At 61.9% G+C, this 20,175-nt stretch carries 18 protein-coding genes and 1 riboswitch; of the genes, 11 read left to right on the top strand and 7 right to left on the bottom strand.

The window, feature by feature from the left end:
• Positions 1 to 31 precede the first annotated feature (31 nt).
• Together VOI21_RS04290 and VOI21_RS04285 are read left to right on the top strand one after the other, a co-directional pair.
• A complete protein-coding gene (locus tag VOI21_RS04290; protein WP_323768025.1) occupies positions 32 to 946 on the top strand; it encodes an inositol monophosphatase in 915 nt (304 codons plus the stop codon).
• A gap of 211 nt (positions 947 to 1,157) precedes the next feature.
• Positions 1,158 to 3,710 (top strand): ATP-binding protein, encoded by a 2,553-nt coding sequence (locus tag VOI21_RS04285; protein ID WP_323768023.1) that lies wholly within the window; start codon positions 1,158 to 1,160, stop codon positions 3,708 to 3,710.
• 13 nt (positions 3,711 to 3,723) lie between these two features.
• On the opposite strand, the gene VOI21_RS04280 is transcribed toward VOI21_RS04285, so the two are convergent.
• The 5 genes from VOI21_RS04280 to VOI21_RS04260 all read right to left on the bottom strand — a co-directional run bounded on the left by VOI21_RS04280 (position 3,724) and on the right by VOI21_RS04260 (position 9,645).
• The gene (locus VOI21_RS04280) at positions 3,724 to 4,131 is read right to left on the bottom strand and encodes a response regulator (protein WP_323768020.1); all 408 of its coding nucleotides are present in this window, start codon (positions 4,129 to 4,131) and stop codon (positions 3,724 to 3,726) included.
• A 279-nt stretch (positions 4,132 to 4,410) separates the two neighbouring features.
• Positions 4,411 to 7,257 (bottom strand): aminomethyl-transferring glycine dehydrogenase, encoded by a 2,847-nt coding sequence (gene gcvP, locus VOI21_RS04275; RefSeq protein WP_323768018.1) that lies wholly within the window; start codon positions 7,255 to 7,257, stop codon positions 4,411 to 4,413.
• A 145-nt stretch (positions 7,258 to 7,402) separates the two neighbouring features.
• The gene (gene gcvH / locus VOI21_RS04270; protein ID WP_323768016.1) at positions 7,403 to 7,762 is read right to left on the bottom strand and encodes a glycine cleavage system protein GcvH; all 360 of its coding nucleotides are present in this window, start codon (positions 7,760 to 7,762) and stop codon (positions 7,403 to 7,405) included.
• A 16-nt stretch (positions 7,763 to 7,778) separates the two neighbouring features.
• Positions 7,779 to 8,897, bottom strand: a complete 1,119-nt coding sequence (gene gcvT / locus VOI21_RS04265; protein ID WP_323768434.1) for a glycine cleavage system aminomethyltransferase GcvT — start codon at positions 8,895 to 8,897, stop codon at positions 7,779 to 7,781.
• A 153-nt stretch (positions 8,898 to 9,050) separates the two neighbouring features.
• A riboswitch (glycine riboswitch) is annotated at positions 9,051 to 9,150 on the bottom strand.
• A gap of 6 nt (positions 9,151 to 9,156) precedes the next feature.
• Positions 9,157 to 9,645: an Rrf2 family transcriptional regulator gene (locus VOI21_RS04260; protein WP_323768014.1), complete on the bottom strand. Its 489-nt coding sequence runs from the start codon at positions 9,643 to 9,645 to the stop codon at positions 9,157 to 9,159.
• A gap of 218 nt (positions 9,646 to 9,863) precedes the next feature.
• On the opposite strand from VOI21_RS04260, the gene VOI21_RS04255 reads away from it, so the two are divergent.
• Entirely contained in the window at positions 9,864 to 10,307 is a 444-nt protein-coding gene (locus tag VOI21_RS04255; protein WP_323768012.1) for a gamma-glutamylcyclotransferase, read from the top strand.
• A gap of 47 nt (positions 10,308 to 10,354) precedes the next feature.
• On the opposite strand, the gene gltX is transcribed toward VOI21_RS04255, so the two are convergent.
• On the bottom strand, positions 10,355 to 11,683 hold the full coding sequence (gene gltX, locus VOI21_RS04250; RefSeq protein WP_323768010.1) for a glutamate--tRNA ligase: 1,329 nt from the start codon (positions 11,681 to 11,683) through the stop codon (positions 10,355 to 10,357).
• Between the two features lie 143 nt (positions 11,684 to 11,826).
• Here gltX and VOI21_RS04245 point away from each other — a divergent pair, with 143 nt between their 5' ends.
• The 4 genes from VOI21_RS04245 to VOI21_RS04230 are packed head-to-tail and all read left to right on the top strand — an operon-like array spanning position 11,827 to position 14,358.
• Positions 11,827 to 12,768 carry a 1-phosphofructokinase family hexose kinase gene (locus tag VOI21_RS04245; RefSeq protein WP_323768008.1) on the top strand — a complete coding sequence of 314 codons (942 nt, stop codon included), beginning with the start codon at positions 11,827 to 11,829 and terminating at the stop codon, positions 12,766 to 12,768.
• Positions 12,768 to 13,301 carry an RNA 2',3'-cyclic phosphodiesterase gene (thpR, locus tag VOI21_RS04240; RefSeq protein ID WP_323768006.1) on the top strand — a complete coding sequence of 178 codons (534 nt, stop codon included), beginning with the start codon at positions 12,768 to 12,770 and terminating at the stop codon, positions 13,299 to 13,301. The genes VOI21_RS04245 and thpR overlap by 1 nt, the downstream gene beginning before the upstream one ends.
• Positions 13,298 to 13,681 (top strand): metallopeptidase family protein, encoded by a 384-nt coding sequence (locus VOI21_RS04235; protein WP_323768004.1) that lies wholly within the window; start codon positions 13,298 to 13,300, stop codon positions 13,679 to 13,681. The genes thpR and VOI21_RS04235 overlap by 4 nt, the downstream gene beginning before the upstream one ends.
• 26 nt (positions 13,682 to 13,707) lie before the next feature.
• Positions 13,708 to 14,358, top strand: coding sequence for an SGNH/GDSL hydrolase family protein (locus VOI21_RS04230; protein ID WP_323768002.1), 651 nt, complete (start codon positions 13,708 to 13,710; stop codon positions 14,356 to 14,358).
• A 21-nt stretch (positions 14,359 to 14,379) separates the two neighbouring features.
• Here the strand turns inward: VOI21_RS04230 and VOI21_RS04225 are convergent, their stop codons facing one another.
• Complete coding sequence (locus tag VOI21_RS04225) at positions 14,380 to 16,038, bottom strand: NAD+ synthase (protein ID WP_323768000.1); 1,659 nt, start codon at positions 16,036 to 16,038, stop codon at positions 14,380 to 14,382.
• Between the two features lie 149 nt (positions 16,039 to 16,187).
• Here VOI21_RS04225 and VOI21_RS04220 point away from each other — a divergent pair, with 149 nt between their 5' ends.
• From VOI21_RS04220 to VOI21_RS04205, 4 genes are all read left to right on the top strand, one after another.
• Positions 16,188 to 16,682: a hypothetical protein gene (locus VOI21_RS04220; protein WP_323767999.1), complete on the top strand. Its 495-nt coding sequence runs from the start codon at positions 16,188 to 16,190 to the stop codon at positions 16,680 to 16,682.
• A 136-nt stretch (positions 16,683 to 16,818) separates the two neighbouring features.
• Positions 16,819 to 18,261, top strand: a complete 1,443-nt coding sequence (locus tag VOI21_RS04215; RefSeq protein WP_323767997.1) for a 2-isopropylmalate synthase — start codon at positions 16,819 to 16,821, stop codon at positions 18,259 to 18,261.
• Positions 18,258 to 19,586, top strand: coding sequence for a PhnD/SsuA/transferrin family substrate-binding protein (locus VOI21_RS04210; protein ID WP_323767995.1), 1,329 nt, complete (start codon positions 18,258 to 18,260; stop codon positions 19,584 to 19,586). Before VOI21_RS04215 ends, VOI21_RS04210 begins: the two co-directional genes overlap by 4 nt.
• 127 nt (positions 19,587 to 19,713) lie before the next feature.
• Positions 19,714 to 20,172 (top strand): DsrE family protein, encoded by a 459-nt coding sequence (locus tag VOI21_RS04205; RefSeq protein ID WP_323767993.1) that lies wholly within the window; start codon positions 19,714 to 19,716, stop codon positions 20,170 to 20,172.
• The last annotated feature ends 3 nt before the right edge of the window (positions 20,173 to 20,175 follow it).

The following is a 20,175-nucleotide window of genomic DNA, read 5'->3' as shown; positions in this document are numbered from 1 at the left end:
CAACGCAAAGCAAACACCGGATGTTCGAACCATGACTGATTCCCTTCCGATGCCCATCACGGCGCCTCTCACCTCGGCGCAGCGCACACAGTTGTTCAACCTCGTCCGCCGCGCCGCCAAGGCAGAGATCATGCCGCGCTTTCGCAAGCTGGGCAGCCACCAGATCGGTGAGAAAACCGGCCCAATGGATCTGGTGACAGAGGCGGACACCGCGGCAGAGGCGATGATCACCCGCGGCCTTCAGACCTTTTTCCCGTCCGCGCTGATCGTCGGCGAAGAGGCCGCTTCGGCCAAGCCGGAACTGGTCGAGAAAATCGCCGAGGCCGAGCTTTGCTTTACCATCGACCCGGTTGACGGCACGTGGAACTATGCCAAGGGCCTGCCGATGTTCGGGGTCATGGTCTCTGTCCTGCGTTTTGGTCGCCCGGTCTTCGGCCTGCTTTTCGATCCGGTCCTGAACGACATTGTCTGGGCCGACAGCGAGCATCCCGCGCAATTGCAGCTGCCCCGCCGTGGCCGCCGATTTGTCACGACAGCCCACGACCAGCACAAGACTCTGGACCAGTTGAACGGCTTTGTGCCGCTGTTTCTGATCCCAAAGGACAAGCGCGAAAAAGCCGCGATTACGATGACCAAACTTGGCCGCGTGTGGTCGCTGCGTTGTGCCTGTCATGAGTTCCGCACATTGGCGCAGGGTGAAATTGACTTTGCGCTTTTCCCGAAACTCACCGCTTGGGACCAACCGGCCGGGGTGATCGTGACCCGTCAGGCCGGGGGCCATGTGGCGATGCTGGACGCGTCGGAATACCGCGGCGACCTGACATCCGGCTACCTGCTTGCCGCAAGCGATGAGGCGACTTGGGGATTGGTACGCGACGCCTTCGATTTCCTGCTGGATGTACCCCAGGACGCTCCGCCCACCGAGCAAGAACAACCCAATACCTGACAACAAAAGCGCATTTTGTCACTTTGTATGCGGCGTAACTTGTCGGACGGCCATCCGGCGGTCCGACAAAGATCAGACGTCTGCTGTTGCACAGAATATCAAAGAGTTGCTGTTTCGCGTCAATTAGTTGTCTGATCGACAAAAATCCGGCTAGGCTACCCGAATACCTTCCACCTTTTCAGTGGGAGAGCAAACGGGATGAAACTGCCGGATGTTGACTTCGATTGTACACAGCCTGATTTCATTGATTCTGGCAGCGACTCTGCTCTATCTCGTCTTCTCGACCGCCCGATATTCCAATCAGAGTCGCCAGACAGACATTGCGCTGGGGTTTGCCTTTGGCATTGTGATCATGGCGCTTTCGGTCAACGCTCATGTATTCACTGGCGGCGCAATGCTTAGCTCCATATCCGGAATCCTGATATTTTCGGGTTATTTAGGCCGGATTCCGGGCGCGCTTATTGCCTTGTCGGTTGCCTTGGCGATCCGGATCTGGGTCGGCGGCGACATGCTCCCGATCGGGGTACTCTCCCTGACCTGCAATGCGCTGGCCGGCCTTGTCTTGCGGAAACTGGTCCCGTTCAAGGCATGGCCCGCCCCACCAAAAGCAGCACTTTCCTACGGTATCGGGGCGTATTTACTCATCCAGACAAGCGTTGTCACCATTGCGAACCTTGCTGGCACCACCCCACAGACCGACGCACCGCTGCGCGTTGTGTTCACCTTCACGGCGGTGGGCTGTCTATCTGTCGTGCTTGTGTGGTTCGCCATTTCTCAAAGTGTAGAGCTCGCCAAAATCTCTCGTGACAACGCAAGGCTGCTGAAACGCATGCAGCATGTCATGGACCACAACAACATGGGCACTTTCATTTTTGGTGATGTGCCAAATCAATTGATCGTCGATCAGGGCTTTCTGGACCTCTACGGATTAGCCGGTTCACCGGGTCCCCTGCCAATGCAAACCGTATTGGACATGCTTCATCCCGAGGATCGGGATGAAGTGATCAAAAGAATCGGCAAAGCAATCGACGGAGAGACCGACAGCAATACCCACGATTTCCGTTTCTACAGAGCGGATGGCAGCCTGCGCGACGCCCGTGTTGTCCGCGCGGTAGAGGTCGACGAGGCCACGGGAGAGGTCCGCATCGTCGGCTTTCAGTCCGATCTTACGGATTTTCGCGACGCCCAGCGGGAACGGAACGAAGCAGAGCACAGGATCAGTGTGATCGCCGAAAACATTCCGGGCGTGATCTATCAGGCAATCTGGGAAAATGGCGCACCGCGCGAAGTCACCTATATCAGCCAGAAATGCGTCGACATATTTGGCGTCTCACATAGCGCGATCATGGCCGACAACAGCCTGTTGCGAAAAGGTCAGGACGAATCCACCGTCATCCTCACTCGGGATTCCATCAATCACGGGATAAAAACCGGTGAACCAGTCCATGTGCGTCTGCCGATAAATGCGCGCGACGGCACTCGGCGTTGGGTCGAACTACACGCGAAAACCACGGATCTTGGCGATGGCACGGACCGCGTGGATGCCGTCATTGTCGACATCAGCGCCGAGGTCGCCGCACTGGAAAAGGCCCAAAATCAAGAAGACTTGGCGCACCGCTCGCAACGGCTGGAGGCCATCGGTCAACTGACTGGCGGTGTAGCGCATGACTTTAACAACATCCTTGCCGTCATTATGGGCAATCTCGAACTCTTGCGTGATGAGACCGACAACCCCGACCAGCGTTCAATGATCGACGCCGGGCTGGAGGCCAGCCACCGTGGCGCAGAATTGACCCGCAGTATGCTGGCATTCGCCCGCCGCGCCCGTCTTACACCGGAACCTCTGGACCTGAACGTGGTCGCCCTGCACGCCAAAAACTGGATGCGTCGCGCGCTGCCGGAATCGGTGCAGATCGAAACGTCACTTTTGGCCGGACTCTGGCCTGCAAAGGCGGATGCGGCCTCTTTGGAAAGCGCACTGTTGAACCTGATCCTGAACGCCCGCGACGCCGTTGACGGTCACGGCAAGGTGACAATCGAGACGGCGAATGTGCGGATTGATCAGGCTTATGTCGATTCCCGCAATGAACCGCTTGAACCGGGGCGGTACGTCATGCTTGCCGTCAGCGACACCGGTTCCGGCATAGGGGGCGATACGCTTGAACACATGTTTGAGCCATTCTTCACCACCAAAGCCCCCGGTTCCGGCTCTGGGCTTGGGCTGTCGATGGTGCTTGGCTTCGTCAAGCAATCTGGGGGCACCGTTCAGGTCTATACAGAACTTGGGCAGGGAACGACGTTCAAGCTGTACTTCCCGGCCAGCGACGAAGCGCCCACTGCCGACTTCCACCTGTCCCGCACCGACTCTGAACCGGCAACGCAGACTTCGCGCATCCTGTTGGCCGAGGACGAAAATGCGGTCCGCAGGATGCTGATCGCCACACTCGAATCCGCAGGATACGATGTGGTTGCCGTGGGGTCCGGCGACGCCGCACTGGCGCAGTTCAAACAGGACCCGAACTTCGATCTTCTGGTGACCGATATCGTTATGCCTGGTGAGTTGCAGGGCACCAATCTGGCCCGTGCTATCCGCGAAACCCACCCAAACCTGCCGATGATTTTCATGTCAGGATATGCGGCCGAGGCGACGGTGCATGGCAACGGTTTACGACCCGAAGATATCCGGTTGATGAAACCTGTCCCCAGAGGCGACCTGCTGAACGCTGTCGCACAGGCGTTGAAGACGGAGAACGACCCCAAGTAATCCCGCAACCGGGTCAGGACAGCTGTTGCGCTTCCAGCTTTTCCGCCTCAAAGGCCAGAACCTCACGAAGCTTTTCGATGGCGATCGGCTTGAACAGGGTTGTTCCGGGATCCTGTTCACGGGCTTTTGCGATCATACGCGCAGCGATTGCATTGGTCGGATCCCCACCGGTGATAAACCGAAGCCGCGCAGGGGCGGACCCGTTGAGATCGGACAGCTTCCACGCGACTTCGACGCCATCAAGGTTCGGCATGTTAATATCCACTAGGACCAGCGCCGGGTCGGACATTTCTTTGAGAATGGCCAGCAGTTCGTTGCCATCCGCGCAGAGCGTCACCAACCAGCCCTTGGCCTCGGCAACCGTCTTAACGTAATCAAGAAACTGCGCATTATCGTCCGCGATGATCAGCCTGAGTGTCATGAAATGCCACCATTTGAACCCGAAAAGCATCAACCGTGATGGCTAACGTAGCCTGAACAAGCGCAATATCCCACTATTTTGACTCCCAGCACCGTTCCAGAGCACTGGATCAATGCCGCACACACGGCACCACCCGGTATCCGGACGCCGGTCCGGCCCGCAACGGACCCATATGGTCCGATACGGTAGCTTTATTGCAAGATGGTTAACAATCCACTGCAACATGTTGCTTTGCCACAGAGTCGCAACGATTGCTCCAGTCGGTCCACGCGCAAGCGTCTATTCTGCCGCCTCCGCATAGTCGCTCATTGGCGGGCAGGTACAGATCAGGTGCCGATCCCCATAGACGTTGTCGACCCGGTTCACCGGCGGCCAGTATTTGTCCACCCGGAACGCCCCCGGCGGGAAACACCCCTGCTCGCGGCTGTAGGGACGATCCCAGTCGCGGACCAGATCCTCCATCGTGTGCGGGGCCAGCTTCAGCGGGTTCACCTCGCGGTCCATCTGGCCTTCTTCGATGGCGCGGATCTCGGCGCGGATGGCCAGCATCGCGTCGCAAAAGCGATCCAACTCGGCCTTGGTTTCCGACTCTGTCGGCTCCACCATCAGCGTTCCAGCCACCGGCCAGCTCATGGTTGGCGCGTGGAAACCGGCGTCCATCAGCCGCTTGGCAATGTCCTCAACCGTGACACCCGCCGACTTCTCGAAGGGCCGGGTGTCGAGGATACATTCATGCGCAACCCACCCCTTGCCGCCACGGTAGAGCACGTCATAGGCCCCCTCCAGCCGCTTGGCGATATAGTTGGCGTTCAGGATTGCGACGCGCGTCGCCTGCGTCAGACCGCTGCCACCCATCATCAGGCAATAGGACCAGCTGATCGGCAACAGTGAGGGCGACCCGAACGAGGCCGCGCTCACCGCTCCGCCCTCTTCGTCCAGCGGATTGCCCGGCAGATGCGGCACAAGGTGTTCCTTGACGCCAATTGGACCCATGCCGGGGCCGCCGCCGCCGTGCGGAATGCAGAACGTCTTGTGCAGGTTCAGGTGGCTCACATCGCCCCCCAGATCACCGGGGCGGCTAAGGCCGACCATGGCGTTCATGTTCGCGCCGTCGATATAGACCTGCCCGCCATGCTCATGCGTGATGGCGCAGACCTCTTTCACCGTTTCCTCGAACACGCCATGGGTGGATGGATAAGTGATCATGCAGGCGGCCAGCGACGCAGAGTGCTTTTCCGCCTTGGCGCGGAAATCCGCCAGATCGATAGACCCTTTGTCGTCGCATTTCACCGCAACCACCTTCCAGCCGACCATCTGGGCAGAGGCCGGGTTGGTGCCATGCGCGTTGACCGGGATCAGACAGACATTGCGGTCCCCCTGCCCCCGCGCCCGTTGCCAGCGCCGGATCGTCAACAGCCCCGCATATTCCCCCTGCGCGCCAGAGTTCGGCTGCATGGAAATCGCGTCATAACCGGTGATCTGGCACAGCTTGGCGTTCAGATCCTCGATCATCGCTGTATAGCCCCGCGCCTGGTCCTTGGGCACGTAGGGGTGGATCATCGAAAACTCGCGCCAGCTGACCGGCATCATCTCAGCGGCGGAGTTCAGTTTCATCGTGCAAGAGCCGAGCGGGATCATCGCCCGGTCAAGCGCCAGATCGCGGTCTGCCAGACGACGCATGTAGCGCATCATCTCCGTCTCGGCCCGGTTCATGTGAAAGACGTCGTGTTGCAGGTACTCAGAGGTACGGATCAACGCCTCGGGCAGTCGATATTCAGACTCTGCCGCGTCGTCCTTTTTCACCAGACCAAAGGCGCGCCAGACCGCCTCGATGGTCGCAGGCCGCGTGCGCTCGTCCAGCGTGATCCCCACGCGGGTCTTTCCGACGCGGCGCAGGTTCAGCCCCTCACGCACCGCCGCCTGCAAGACACCCCGTTGCAGCAGGCCCACGTCCACGGTGATCGTGTCGAAATAGGTAGCGGGCTCCACCTTGAAGCCCGCCGCCTCCAGCCCCTTGACCATACGCACGGTCTTGCGGTGGATGCGCTGCGCGATGGCGCGCAGCCCTTTCGGTCCGTGGAACACCGCGTAAAACCCGGCCATGACCGCCAGCAGCGCCTGCGCCGTACAAACGTTGGAGGTCGCCTTTTCGCGGCGGATATGCTGTTCACGCGTTTGCAAGGACAGGCGGTAGGCGCGGTTGCCGTGGCTGTCCACCGACACGCCCACAATCCGGCCGGGCATCGCGCGCTTCATCTCATCACGGCAAGCCATGTAGGCGGCGTGCGGGCCACCATAACCCACCGGAACGCCAAACCGCTGAGTCGAGCCAACAGCGATATCGGCCCCCATCGCGCCCGGCTCTTTCAGCAGGCACAGCGCAAGCGGATCGGCACTGACAATCCCCACCGCCTGCGCATCATGCAGTGCCGCCATATCATCGGTGAAATCGCGCACATGGCCATGGGTGCCCGGATACTGGAAAATAGCGCCAAAGACGCTGCCTGGATCAAGCGCATCCGGCGCGCCCACGATCACCTCGATCCCCAGCGGCTCGGCCCGGGTCTTCATCACGGCGATGTTCTGCGGGTGACAGTTCTCATCGACAAAGAATGCCTTGGCCTTCGATTTGGCCACCCGCTGCGCCATGGTCATCGCCTCGGCGCAGGCCGTTGCCTCATCCAGAAGCGAAGCATTGGCAATCTCCAGCCCGGTCAGATCGCAAACCATGGTCTGAAAGTTCAGCAGCGCTTCAAGCCGGCCTTGCGAAATCTCAGGCTGATAAGGTGTATAGGCCGTGTACCACGCCGGGTTCTCAAGGATGTTGCGCTGGATCGCGGGCGGCGTGACGGTGCCGTGATAGCCTTGCCCGATCAACGAGGTCAGCACCTTGTTGCGGTCCGCCACTTCGCGCAGACGGTAGATCAGCTCGCGTTCCGACAGCGGCTTGCCGAAATCCAGCGCCGCTTCCTGACGGATCGCCTTTGGCACCGTCTCGTCGATCAACTGATCAAGGCCAGAGACCCCAAGCACCCCAAACATCGCCGTCATTTCCTCGGGCGAGGGTCCGATGTGACGCCGGTTGGCGAAATCATAAGGCAGGTAATCGATGGGCTCGTAAGTCATACGCCGCTCCCGCGTCTTCTTCTTGGTCCAAATTCTCCGGGGGTGAATTGGCCATAGGCCAAGAGGGGGCAGCGCCCCCTTCCCCGTCATCCGCCCACGCCGCGCCGGGCATGGGCGTAGGGCGGGGTTTACCCCGCCGCCGCGTTCACGAAATGAACGCCTTGTAGGCTTTTTCGTCCATCAGCTCATCAAGCACGGAAAGATCCTCGATCTTCATCTTGAAGAACCAGGCATCGCCCTCGGGGTCTTCGTTCACCTTGCCCGGGTCCGCGACGATGGATTCGTTCACCTCGACAATTTCGCCGTCCAGCGGCGCAAGGATGTCCGACGCCGCCTTGACCGACTCGATCACCACGACCTCTTCGTCCTTGGTGCACTCGCGACCTTCCTCGGGCAGTTCGACGAAAACGATATCGCCCAACTGTTCCGCCGCATGGGCGGTGATCCCAACGACCACCAGATCGTCTTCGATCTCCAGCCATTCATGCTCTTCGGTGAATTTCATGTGCGTCTCCTCAGTTTCACCGTTTGAATCCTGCCGGAACGAAGGGCAGCTTGGCCACCCGCACCGGAACCCGTTTGCCGCGCAATTCGGCCCAGAGGGTTGTCCCCTCGCCCGCCTGCGCTGTCGGCACATAGCCCATCGACACCGGCCCTTCCACCGAAGGACCAAAGCCGCCCGAGGTCACTTTACCGACCTCTGAACCGCCCTCTTCGGTGTCGAACAGCACCACGCCTGCCCGCAGCGGCGCGCGGCCCTCGGGCCGCAGGCCGACCCGGCGGTGCGCCGTACCGTCTGCCATCTCTGCCAGAATACGCGTGTCGCCGGGAAACCCGCCAGCCCGCGCTCCGCCTGCGCGCCGCGCCTTGGAGATCGCCCAGCCAAGCCCCGCCTCGATGGGTGAGGTTTCGGTGTCCAGATCCTGTCCATACAGGCACAGACCCGCCTCCAGCCGCAGGCTGTCACGCGCGCCCAGACCGATGGCCTCGACCCGCGCGTCGCCCAACAGCGATTTTGCCAGATCCATCGCGGCGGTATTGGGCACCGAAATCTCGAACCCGTCTTCGCCGGTGTAACCGGACCGCGAGACCCAGCATTCCGCCCCGGCAATCGGCAAGGTCTCAACATCCATGAATTTCATATCGCGCACGTCAGGGCAGTGCTCGGCCAGAACATCCTCGGCCTGTGGCCCCTGAAGCGCCACCAATGCCCGGTTTTCCAGCAACTTGACGGTGATGCCCAGCGGTTCCAGCGCCGCGCGCATCCGCGCGACATCGGCGTGTTTGCAGGCCGCGTTGACAACAAGGAACAGGTGATCGCCCCGGTTGGCGATCATCAGATCATCCTCGATCCCGCCCGCGTCATTGGTGAACAGCGCATAGCGCTGTCGCCCCTCGGCCAGCCCGACCACATCGACAGGGACCAGCGCCTCCAGCGCCCGTGACACGTCAGGGCCGCGCAGGATCACCTGCCCCATATGGCTGACATCGAACAGACCCGCCGCAGCCCGCGTGTGCAGATGTTCCTTGAGGACCCCGGGCTTATACTGGACCGGCATCTCATACCCGGCAAACCCCACCATCTTGGCGCCTCGCGCGTGGTGCAGGTCATTCAGGACGGTGGTTTTCAGCTCTGTCAGTTCGTCAGCCATGCGTTTCCTTTTCCCGAAACGCGCGGCGTCCGGACAGTACCGGCACGGACCCGTTCCGTACCTTCACTGCCCCCTCTGTCCCTTCGCCTGAGATCGCTATCCCTTCGGCGGACGCAGATATCGCGCCTCTCTCCAGAGTCTCGTCACTTCGCGGTCCGTTGGGCCTGAGCGTTTCCGGGGCGGTTGCGCCTTCGGCACCGGGTTTGGCAAGCGCCGCACCGGTTCTCCCGTCGAAGATGGCGTGACGCTAGTCGATTGGCTCGGCGTTGACAAGCGTGCCCGGACGCCGTCGCATCGTACATCCGGCGGGTGCGATGATCTCTAGCAGGGCGTCATTGTCGCAGACCAGCGAATCCAATGAGATCAGGTCAAGCGACTCGTAAAACGCATTGGCAGCGTTGTTGAGCGCGCTGCGCAGGCGGCAGGCCTCTGTCAGCGGGCAGGTGTTGTCGACGTCACCGAAACACTCTGCCAGCGGCACTGGCTGTTCAAGCGCGCGAAAAACCTCTCCGATGACGATGTCCGCTGCAGGACGGCCCAGTTCCAGCCCGCCATTGCGGCCCCGCTGGGTGTGCAAAAACCCCAATTGGGCCAATTGGTTGATGACCTGCGCAAGATGATTTTCCGAAGCGTTACAGCGCTCTGCGATCTCGTGCTTGGTCACCAGCCGTCCGGGATTTGCCGCACAGTACATCAGTACGCGCATGGCAATATTGGTTCTTTTGGTCACGCGCATATCGGCCTCCCAAGCCTTTAGGACAGGCCTTTATTGCCACGCCGCGCGCATTCAGCGTTTGACATGCGTCAATCGCGACAAATATTTCCCACATGCAGCATATATATTTCTTCGGCTACGGCTCTTTGGTCAATCGCGCAACACACGCGCACACCCCGGCACACCGCTCACGTCTGCACGGATGGCACAGGGCGTGGCGTGCGGTTCCGGAACGGGCTTTGTGTTATCTCACGGCAGTCCGCGACCCGGATGCCAGCATCGACGGGCTGATCGCCCCGGTTCCCGGCGATAGCTGGGCGGACCTTGACCAGCGCGAGGCAGCTTATGACCGCCACGACGCAACCCACACGCTCGACCACAGCTCAGACGCGCAGCAGGTTGTCGTCTACGCCATCGACCCGGCGCGGCACCGTGCCCCCGCCGCGGACAACCCGATCCTGCTCAGCTATCTCGACGTGGTTGTGGCGGGTTACCTGTCCGAATACGGACCCGCAGGACCCGCCCGGTTCTTTGACACGACTCTGGGATGGGAGGCCCCGATCCTCGATGATCGCGCCGCTCCGCTCTACAGCCGCGCCTGCCCGTTGACGGATGAAATCCGCACTCTGACCGACACCGGACTAGAGGCGATGGGCAGCCGGATCATCACTGCGGCAGACTAAGCTGCGCTGCCGGGGTCATTGCCCCGGCACGCTGAATTAGACGCGGCTTAGACTGTGCGACCGGGCTTTTTCTGCAACAATGGCATCACCTCGGCCATTTCCGGTCCGCGCTCCAGCCCGGTTACGGCCTTGCGCAGCGGCATGAACAGCCCCTTGCCCTTGCGCCCCGTGGCCTCTTTCACCGCTGCGGTCCAGCTGCTCCATGTGTCGACGGCATAGGGCGGTTCCCCCAGCAGGCCAAAGGCCTCTGTGACAAACGCCTGATCCTCTTCGGCAACCAGCGGCGTGGCGCCATCGCGGAACAGGTCCCACCAACCGGCGATATCTTTGCGGGTGGTGATGTTCTCACGCACGACATTCCAGAACGGCGCGGCCAGATCCCCCGGCACACCCATCGCGGCCAGATCATCCGCCACCGACGCCAGTTCCAGCCCGTGCAGCTTTTTCGCGGTCAGCGGATACAGATCCTCGACGTCGAACTTGGTCGGGGCCGATCCGAACTGCGACAGGTCGAACCCATCGGCAATCTCTTCCAGCGACAGCCGCAGCTCCACCGGCTGCGACGAGCCCAGGCGCGCCATCAGCGACAGTAGCGCCTCGGGTTCCACACCTGCCTCGCGCAGGTCGCGCAGGGCCAGCGTCCCCAGCCGTTTCGACAGCGATTCCCCCTGCGGCCCGGTCAGCAGCGAGTGATGCGCAAAGGCGGGCGGCTCTCCACCCAGCGCGCGAATGATCTGGATCTGCGTTGCCGTGTTGGTCACATGGTCATTGCCGCGCACCACATGGGTGATGCCCATTTCAATGTCATCCACCACCGATGCCAGCGTATAAAGATACTGACCATCCGCGCGGATCAGAACCGGGTCGCTGACGCTGGCCGCATCAATCGACACTTCGCCAAGGATTCCATCCTCCCAGACGATTCGCTCTTGATCCAGCTTGAAGCGCCAGACCCCGTCGCCACGCTCGGCGCGGAGCTTGGTCTTTTCATCTTCGGACAGGGCCAGCGCCGCGCGGTCATAGACCGGGGGCTTTCCCATGTTCAGTTGCTTTTTGCGCTTGAGGTCCAGTTCCGTGGGCGTCTCGAACGCCTCATAGAACCGCCCCATCTCGCGCAGATTGTCCGCCGCTGCCGTGTAACGGTCCAGCCTTGCGGACTGTCGTTCCACCCGGTCCCATGTCAGGCCCAGCCATTCGAGATCCTGCTTGATCGCGTCGACATAGGTCTCTTTCGACCGCTCCGGGTCGGTGTCGTCGATGCGCAGAACGAATTGGCCGCCGCTCTTGCGGGCGATCAGGTAGTTGAACAGCGCAGTGCGCAGGTTGCCCACGTGGATATAGCCGGTGGGCGACGGGGCGAAACGGGTGACGGTCATGATCGTGCCTCCTGACGAGGCGCGGTGTTTTCACAAGGCAGCGCATTTGTCCAGTTCCGCAAGGGCCCCACTGGTCCGGATCGCGTGCGAATGCTAGGCAAAAGGGACAAAGCGGCCCCCGAGGCCGGCAAGGAAGCGCGCCCATGACCCATATCCTGACCGTCACCCTGAACCCGGCGCTTGATCTGGCCACCCATTGCCCCGCCGTGTCGCCGGGGCCAAAGCTGCGCTGCGGGCCGGAAACCGCCGAACCGGGTGGGGGTGGCGTCAACGTCGCCCGCGCGGTTGTTCAACTGGGGGGAGAGGCCCGCGCGCTGGTGGCGCTGGGCGGACGCACCGGGGCGACCTTGGGCGAATTGCTGGAACAGCGCGGCCTTGATCTTGTGCATCTGCCCGCGCCGGGTGAGACGCGGTACAGCTTTGCCGTCACCGACGACACAACCGGCGCGCAGTACCGTTTTGTCATGACCGGCCCGGCATGGACCGAGGCACAGCTGGACAGCGTGCTGGACACGCTGGCCGAAGAGGCAGAGCCGGGGGCCTTTATCGTGCTGTCGGGCAGCATGCCGCCCGGTTGTGCGCCCGGCTGGATCCCGCGTGCCTGCGCCCGCTTGCCGGGACGCCGCATGGTGATCGACACCTCTGGAGCGCATCTGGCGCATCAGGCCAACGGCCCACAACCCGCCCCCTATATTCTGCGGATGGACAGCGCCGAAGCACGTGACCTGTCAGGCCGCGCGCTGGACACCCGCGCAGAAAGCGCAGCCTTTGCCGAGGAACTGCGCGCGCGTGGGGCCGGTGAGGTGATCGTGATCGCCCGTGGCGCGGACGGGTCTGTCATGGCCACGCCCGAGGGCCGATGGTTTGTATCCGCCGCCAACCAGACCGTTGTCAGCGCCATCGGTGCAGGCGACAGCTTTGTCGGGGGGATGGTCAAGGCCTTGGCCGAGGGTCACGAACCACCGGAGGCACTGCGTCAGGGGGCCGCCGCTGCCGCCGCAGCCGTGATCAGCCCCGGCACCCAGTTGTGCCTGCCCGACGATTTCGCCACCTTTCTGCCCCTGACGACGCTGACCGCCCTCTGATGCGCTTGTTCATTGCCCTGCCCCTGCCCGAGTCCGCCCGCACGACGCTGGAGGCGTTGCAGGCCCGCTTTCCCACTGGTCGCGCGGTGCCTTTCGACAATCTGCACCTGACGCTGACCTTTCTTGGCGAGCAGACTGAAGAGGCCGCCGAAGCAGTGCATGAGGGTCTGCAAACCCTGCGGTCCCCCGCCCAACACCTGACCCTGGCCGGCGGCACGGTCTTTGGCGGCAGGCACGGTCAGGCCATCGCGCTGGAGGCCAATGGCGGCGCGGACCTGACCACCCTGCATGACCGCGTATTGTCGCGCCTGCGCGGGGCCGGGATCGCCCCCGAACGCCGCCGATTTCGCCCGCATGTGACGCTGGCACGCATGGGGGGCCGCGAGAACGCTGGCCCGGTTCTGGCCGTTCTGGCCAGCGCCTCTGTCGGCCCTTTTGTCTGTGACGCGGTCAGCCTGTATGCCTCGACTCTGCACCCGGACGGCGCAATCCACGAAGAACTTGCCCGCTACCCGCTTGCCCTGCTGATATGACCGACGTCGCCCGTTTCTATGACATCGCCGAGCGCACCATAGCGGGCTTTCCCGATCCGTTCCGCGCCGCTGCCCGCGCCGTCCTGCTGCGGATCGTGGACTGGCCGCCTGACACTATCCTCAAAGACATGCAGATCGCCAATCCGCTGGACCTGACCGGGCTCTATGACGGTGTGCCGATGACAGAGAAAAGCTTTGCCGATCCTGCACCCTTTCCCGATACGGTCTGGCTGTTCCGCGAACCCATCTTGAACGAATGGCGCGACCGGGGGGATATCGAACTGGATGACCTGATCGCCCATGTCACGGTGCATGAATTCGCCCACCACTTCGGCTGGTCGGATGACGACATCGCCACGATAGACCGCTGGTGGGAATAGCAGCTTCTTGCCCTAGGTTACTTTGGATGCGTCATTTACTCATTCTGTTACTGCTGTTCGCCGCCCCTGCCCGTGCGGAAAATGTCCTTGTCCTTGGCGACTCCATCCTCGCCTGGCACCGCGCGGCCGGTCAGTCCGTGGCGGATCAACTGGCCGCCGCCGCGCAGGTGACTGTGAAAAACAGATCGGTGCCCGGTGCGCGGTTTTCCCACAGTGGCGGGCTTGCCGCCGCCACGGGTTTTGACATTCGCCGCCAGTTGAGACGTGGCGACTGGGATGTGATCGTGCTGGACGGTGGCGGCAACGATCTGATGGGGGAGTGTGGATGTCGCGCCTGTGACGATGTGCTGAACCAGTTGATCTCGCAAGATGGACGCCGGGGCGAGATCCCCAGCTTTGTGGCGAAACTGGCGCAATCCGGCGCGCGAATCTACTGGCTGGACTATTACGCCATCCCCACGGCCGGTGGTCCCTTTGCGCCCTGCGTGGATGAACTTGCCATCCTCAGCCAGCGCTTGAAACGTCTGGCACCGCTGATCGGGAACATGACCTATCTGACGGGCAAGGCCGTGATCGACCCCGACAACCTGTCACATTACGACCGCGACCGCCTGCACCCCAGCCGCAAAGGGACGGCCTTGCTTGGCCGCTACCTTGCGCGCGAAATCAACCGCTGATTTGGCCACCGAGAAGCCGCCTTAGCTTGGGTCGCGCCAGCGGTTCACAATGGGATAGCGCCGGTCCAACCAGAAGGCATGTTTGGTCAGGCGCGTGCCGGGGGCCGACTGGAAGCGCTTGTATTCGCTGAGATACAGCAGCCGTTCCACCTTTTTCGCGTCCGCGCGGTCATAGCCCGCCGCCACGCAGTCCTCGATGGACCCGTCCCGATCAACGAGGATCTCCAGAATCGCGTCCAGCACCGGGTAATCGGGCAGCGAGTCGCTGTCTTTTTGATCATCCCGCAGTTCAGCCGAAGGCGGTTTGGTGATGATCCGATCGGGGATCACCTCACCCGGTTGCCCCATCATCCAGTCGCGGTGGTTCAAGTTCCGCCAGCGGCACGTCTCGAACACCCGCGTTTTATACAGATCCTTGATCGGGTTATAGCCGCCCGCCATGTCGCCATAGATCGTGGCATAACCCACCGCGACTTCGGATTTATTGCCCGTGGTCAGCAGCATCTCGCCAAACTTGTTGGACAGCGCCATCAGCAGCAATCCGCGTAGGCGAGACTGGATATTCTCTTCGGTCACATCCGTATCGCGCCCCTCAAAGAGTGGTGCCAACGCATCGGTCACCGCAGCGCGGGGGCCTGCAATTGGCACATAGTCATAGTGACAGCCCAGCGCCTTTGCACATGCTTCGGCGTCCTCCAGCGAATGCTGCGAGGTGTATTCCGACGGCAGCATCACGCAGCGCACATTGTCCGGCCCGATGGCATCCGCCGCGATGGTCGCCACCAGTGCCGAATCCACGCCGCCCGACATGCCCAGCAGCACCTTGGAAAAGCCCGACTTGCGCAGGTAGTCGCGCAGGGATTCGACCATCGCGCGATAGTCCTGCTCCCACTCATCTGGATGCAGGTCGAACATCCCGTCTTCGCAACGCCAGCCATCGGCCCCGCGCACCATGTCCACCGGCACCACGCATTCGTCGAAGACCGGCAGTTGCACGGCGATCTTGCCACCGGGGTTCAAAACAAAAGAGCCGCCGTCAAAGACCTGATCGTCCTGTCCGCCCACCATGTTGAGGTAGATCAGAGGCAGATCTGTCTCGACCACCCGCCCGACCATATGGTTCAGGCGCGTTTCCATTTTGTTGCGATAATAGGGCGAGCCATTGGGCACGAGCAAAAATTCGGCCCCCGTCTCGACCAGCGTCTCGGCCACATCCTCGTGCCACGCGTCCTCGCAGATCGGTGAGCCGATGCGCGTGTTGCCCACCGCATAGGGGCCTCCGATGGGCCCGCTGTCAAAGATGCGCACCTCATCAAAGACAGTCTCATTTGGCAGGTGATGTTTCAGCACGCGCGTTACCACCTGCCCACCGCGACAGATGAAATAGGCGTTGAACAGCTCTGTGCCTTCGACATACGGGCCGCCGATGCCCAGCGCCGGACCATCGACACAGGCGGCGGCCAATTCGTCGATCTTGTTCATGGCGGCGGTGTAGAAGGCGGGCTTCATCACCAGATCCTGTGCGTTATAGCCTGCAATGAACATCTCTGGCAGGGCCACCATGTCGGCGCCCTGTTCGATCCCTTGCCGCCATGCGTCCAGCGCCTTGGCGGCATTGCCATCCAGATCACCCACGGTGGGATTCAGTTGCGCCAGTGTCACGCGGAAACGGTCACTCATCGGCCTGCGCCTCTTCAGTCAGGTTTGAGGCCCGACATAGCAGATGGAACCGCGGAAGAAAGCCCATGCCGCCAATCCCGCGCTTTCGCCTTGCGCCCCCACCGGCCCGCGGGTTCTCTGCCCACATTGACACCAAACGGAGCCTTCAGATGCGCCCTACGCTGCCCGCCGCCCTTGTCACCGCGATCCTACTGTCCTTCGCTGGTCCCGCCATGGCAGACACGCAAACCTATCCCAACGGCGCGCGCTACGAGGGACCGATGGTTTTGGGGAAACCGCACGGGGTCGGCACGATGCACCTGCCCGGTGGCGGCAGCTATGTCGGGGGGTTCGTGAACGGCGAACTCACCGGCCATGGTCGCATCGTCGATGGGCAGGGCGTAAAGACCTACGAAGGCCAATTCGTGAACGGCTATCGGCACGGCACCGGAAAGGCCTGGCATCTCAACGGTGACTACTATGAGGGTCAATACCAGGATGACAAACGGCACGGCGAGGGCGCGCTGCTCTATTCCGACGGCACGCGCTATTTCGGCCAATTTGTGCAGGGCGCGCTGACCGGCAAAGGCCGATTGATCAAACCCGATGGCACCGTCCATGAGGGGATGTGGGAAAACTCCACCTATCTGGGGCCCGCGGAATAGGCGGCAGCACCACGCTCGGGCACCGCGCGTCGGCACACCACTGCGCCTCGATTCCGAAAGCCATTGCCCCTGCCCGGTCCGTCCATTAGGTTTTTCCCAATTTTGAGGCCAACTCCGACACCACAGGGCAGCGCGTATGAAACTTGCAGGCATCACCGGCATTCTGGCTATATCGCTGGCGGGTTTCGCCCTGGCTCAGGATGATCAGGTGGTCACCAAGCAATACGATGACGGGGGCGTCTACGAAGGCACCTTCCTCAACGGGTTGCAGCATGGCACCGGAACATACCGGCTGCCCAACGGCTATGAATACACTGGCGAATGGGTAGACGGTGAGATCAAGGGCAAGGGCGTCGCGCGCTTTCCCAACGGATCGGTCTATGACGGCCAGTTCGCCAAGGGCAAACCCGAGGGTATGGGCAAGATCGTCTTTGCCGACGGCGGCACCTATGAGGGCCAGTGGCTGGACGGCAAGATCACCGGCTCCGGCATTGCCATCTACGCCAACGGTGTTCGCTATGAGGGATCGTTCCGCAACGCTCTGCACCACGGGCGCGGCGTGATGACTGCGCCCAATGGGTATGTCTATGACGGCCAGTGGGTGAACGGCGTCAAGGAAGGCGTTGCCAAAGTCACCTACCCTGACAAGTCTATCTACGATGGCCGCGTCGCCGATGGCGAACGCGACGGTTTTGGCAAGCTGACGATGCCCGATGGGCTGATCTATGAAGGCACTTGGCGAGAAGGCCAGATTGATGGCGAAGGCAAGCTGATCCAGCCCAACGGCGACGTCTACGAGGGCCAGCTTGTCGATGGGCGGCGTGAGGGCAAAGGCAAGGTCATCTACGAGAACGGCGATATCTACGAAGGCCAGTTCAACAATGACCAGCGTCACGGACAAGGCACGTTTGTCGGCAAGGACGGCTATCGCTACGATGGCAACTGGATCACCGGCCAGATCGAGGGCAAGGGCAAGGTCACCTACCCCGATGGGTCCGTCTACGAAGGCCAGTTCAAGGGCGACCTTGCCAATGGCATCGGCACAATCACTTATCCCGACGGGGCGACGTATTCCGGCGAGTGGGTCAACGGGGTGATTCAGGGCAAGGGCCGCGCGACCTATCCCAACGGGCTGGTGTACGAAGGCAGCTTTGAAAACGCCCGCAATGACGGCTTTGGCGTGATGACATACCCGGACGGCTACCGCTATGAGGGCAACTGGCAGAACGGCCAGCGCCACGGCGAGGGCAAGGCCACCTATCCCGACGGCACCGTCTATCAGGGCCAGTTCCGCGAAGGCCAGCGCCACGGCAAAGGCACCATCGAAATGGCCTCTGGCTTTCGCTACGAGGGTACATGGGTGCGCGGTGAGATCAACGGCGAGGGCATCGCAGTCTACGCCAATGGCGACATCTATCAGGGCACCTTCAAGGACGGCAAACGTCAGGGTCAGGGCACGATGAAATATGCCTCCGGCGAAGAGGCCTCGGGCGATTGGGTCGGCGGCGCGCTGCGCGCGGTTCCGGCACCCGCCCCCGAACCTCAGGCCGCCCCTGATCCCGCCCCGGCGGACAATTGAACGGCCGCCCGGCCCGCAACGATACACCACTTTCTTGGCGGCTGAACCGCGCCGGCGTGTTCCGCCGGGCGCGGTTCTGGCTTTGGCGCGGTATTCTGCCCGCCCTCCTCTTGGTCTGCCTGTTCACCACGCCCACACGCGCGCAGGACTTTGAGCGTCCCATCGTCCGTGTCGGGGTTCTGGCACATCGCGGCTGGGACGAGGGTGAGGCGCAATGGTCCCTACTTGCCACCTATCTACAAGGTGCCCTGACCAGCCATGTGGTGCGGTTTGTCCCTGTCACGCTGACCTCTGCCGGACCGCTGATCAATGCGGGCGGGCTGGACTTTCTCATTACCAATCCCGGCCACTACATCGACCTCGCCGACCGTTATCCAATGAGCGTGCTGGCCACCCGCAAGCGCACGCTGCCGGACGGCGGACATACGCTGCAATTCGGGTCTGCCGTGCTGGTGCGGGGGGACAGTGGACTAAGCACGCTTGCTGATCTGCGCGGCGCGCGGGTCGGGGCGGTGGCCCCACAGGCCTTTGGCGGGTTCCAGTTGGCATGGTTCGAGGCCCGCGCACAGGGCGTCGACCTGTTCGACGACCCAGCAGACCTCGCGTTTTACGGCTTTCCGCAGGACGCCATCGTCTCTGCCGTTCTGGAGGGCAAACTGGACGCGGGCGTTGTGCGCAGTGGCCTGCTTGAACGGCTTGTGGCCGAGGGCGCGGTGCCACGCGACACCCTGCGGGCGCTCAATGCCAATGTCACCTACACCCACCCGGAAGCCGTCAGCACACGTCTATATCCCGAATGGCCGTTCCTTGCCCTTGCCGGGACGGACCCGGCGATGCGCGACGCCGTGGCGCTGGCCTTGCTGCAAAGCGCCGCCAGCGACCTGCCCGATCCATGGGGCGCACCGGTCAGCTATCACGATGCACGCGCGTTGGTCTCTGCGTTCACAAACCGTGCGAGCAATGCCGCCGGCATGGGCACGACCAGAACGGCCCTTCCTGTGTGGCTGTCCGTCGGATTGGCCGTTGCGGTGGCGGCACTGGCGGGTGCGCTGATCTTGCTCCGAGGACGCCAAAACCGTCCGGCTGCGGGTGCAAAATCCGCGAAGGACCAAACCGGCGTTCCGCTCACCCGCCGCGAAACGCAGGTGCTGTCACAGATCGGCGCAGGCAAGTCGACCAAGGAAATCGCCGCGACACTGGGCATCAGTCCCAAGACGGTCGAGTTTCACCGCGCCAACCTGCTGCGCAAGTTCGAAGCCCGCAGTTCCGCCCAGCTTATCGCCCGCGCAGGAGAGCAGTTTTCAGGGTTAGAACCCGAAACCTAGGGTATTCCCCGGGGTCAAACCGGCAGAAAACACGTGGTTTCGTGGGCTGTGCGGCAACGGCCTGCCTGCGTCATCCTTGTGACAGGCGGGCACGGTCAGCCCGCACTCATGGGAGGAGACCACGACAATGACATACTTCATCCGCCTCGCCGCCGTCATCGGGCTTGCCATCGCGCTCTTTGTGACACCCGACGCGTCCTTTGCCGATGGCTATGGCAAGCAGAAGGTCGTCTATCACATCAATTATGTTGGTGGTGAAAACGACAAGGCCTATCGCGGTGCCATGCGCAACATCCAGAACCACATCAACGCCGTCGGCGTCGAGAACATGGACATCAAGGTAGTGCTGCATGGCAATGGCGTCAGCATGCTGAAATCCGCCAAGTCCGACGACACACTGCAAACGGTCATCGGCGGTCTGAAATCGCAAAATGTGAAATTCAACGTCTGCAACAACACCCTTGTCGGGCGCAAGATCGACTATTCAAACGACCTCTATGACGTCTGGGAAGACGACATTGTTCCTTCGGGGGTGGCTGAACTGTCAAAGTTGCAACAGGAAGGGTACACCTACATCAAGCCATAATTC

It is taken from the genome of Antarctobacter sp., assembly GCF_034670325.1.
GTDB lineage: Bacteria > Pseudomonadota > Alphaproteobacteria > Rhodobacterales > Rhodobacteraceae > Antarctobacter.
The sequence above is the reverse complement of the archived record's forward strand: the minus strand, read 5'-3'. Positions and strand labels throughout refer to the sequence as shown.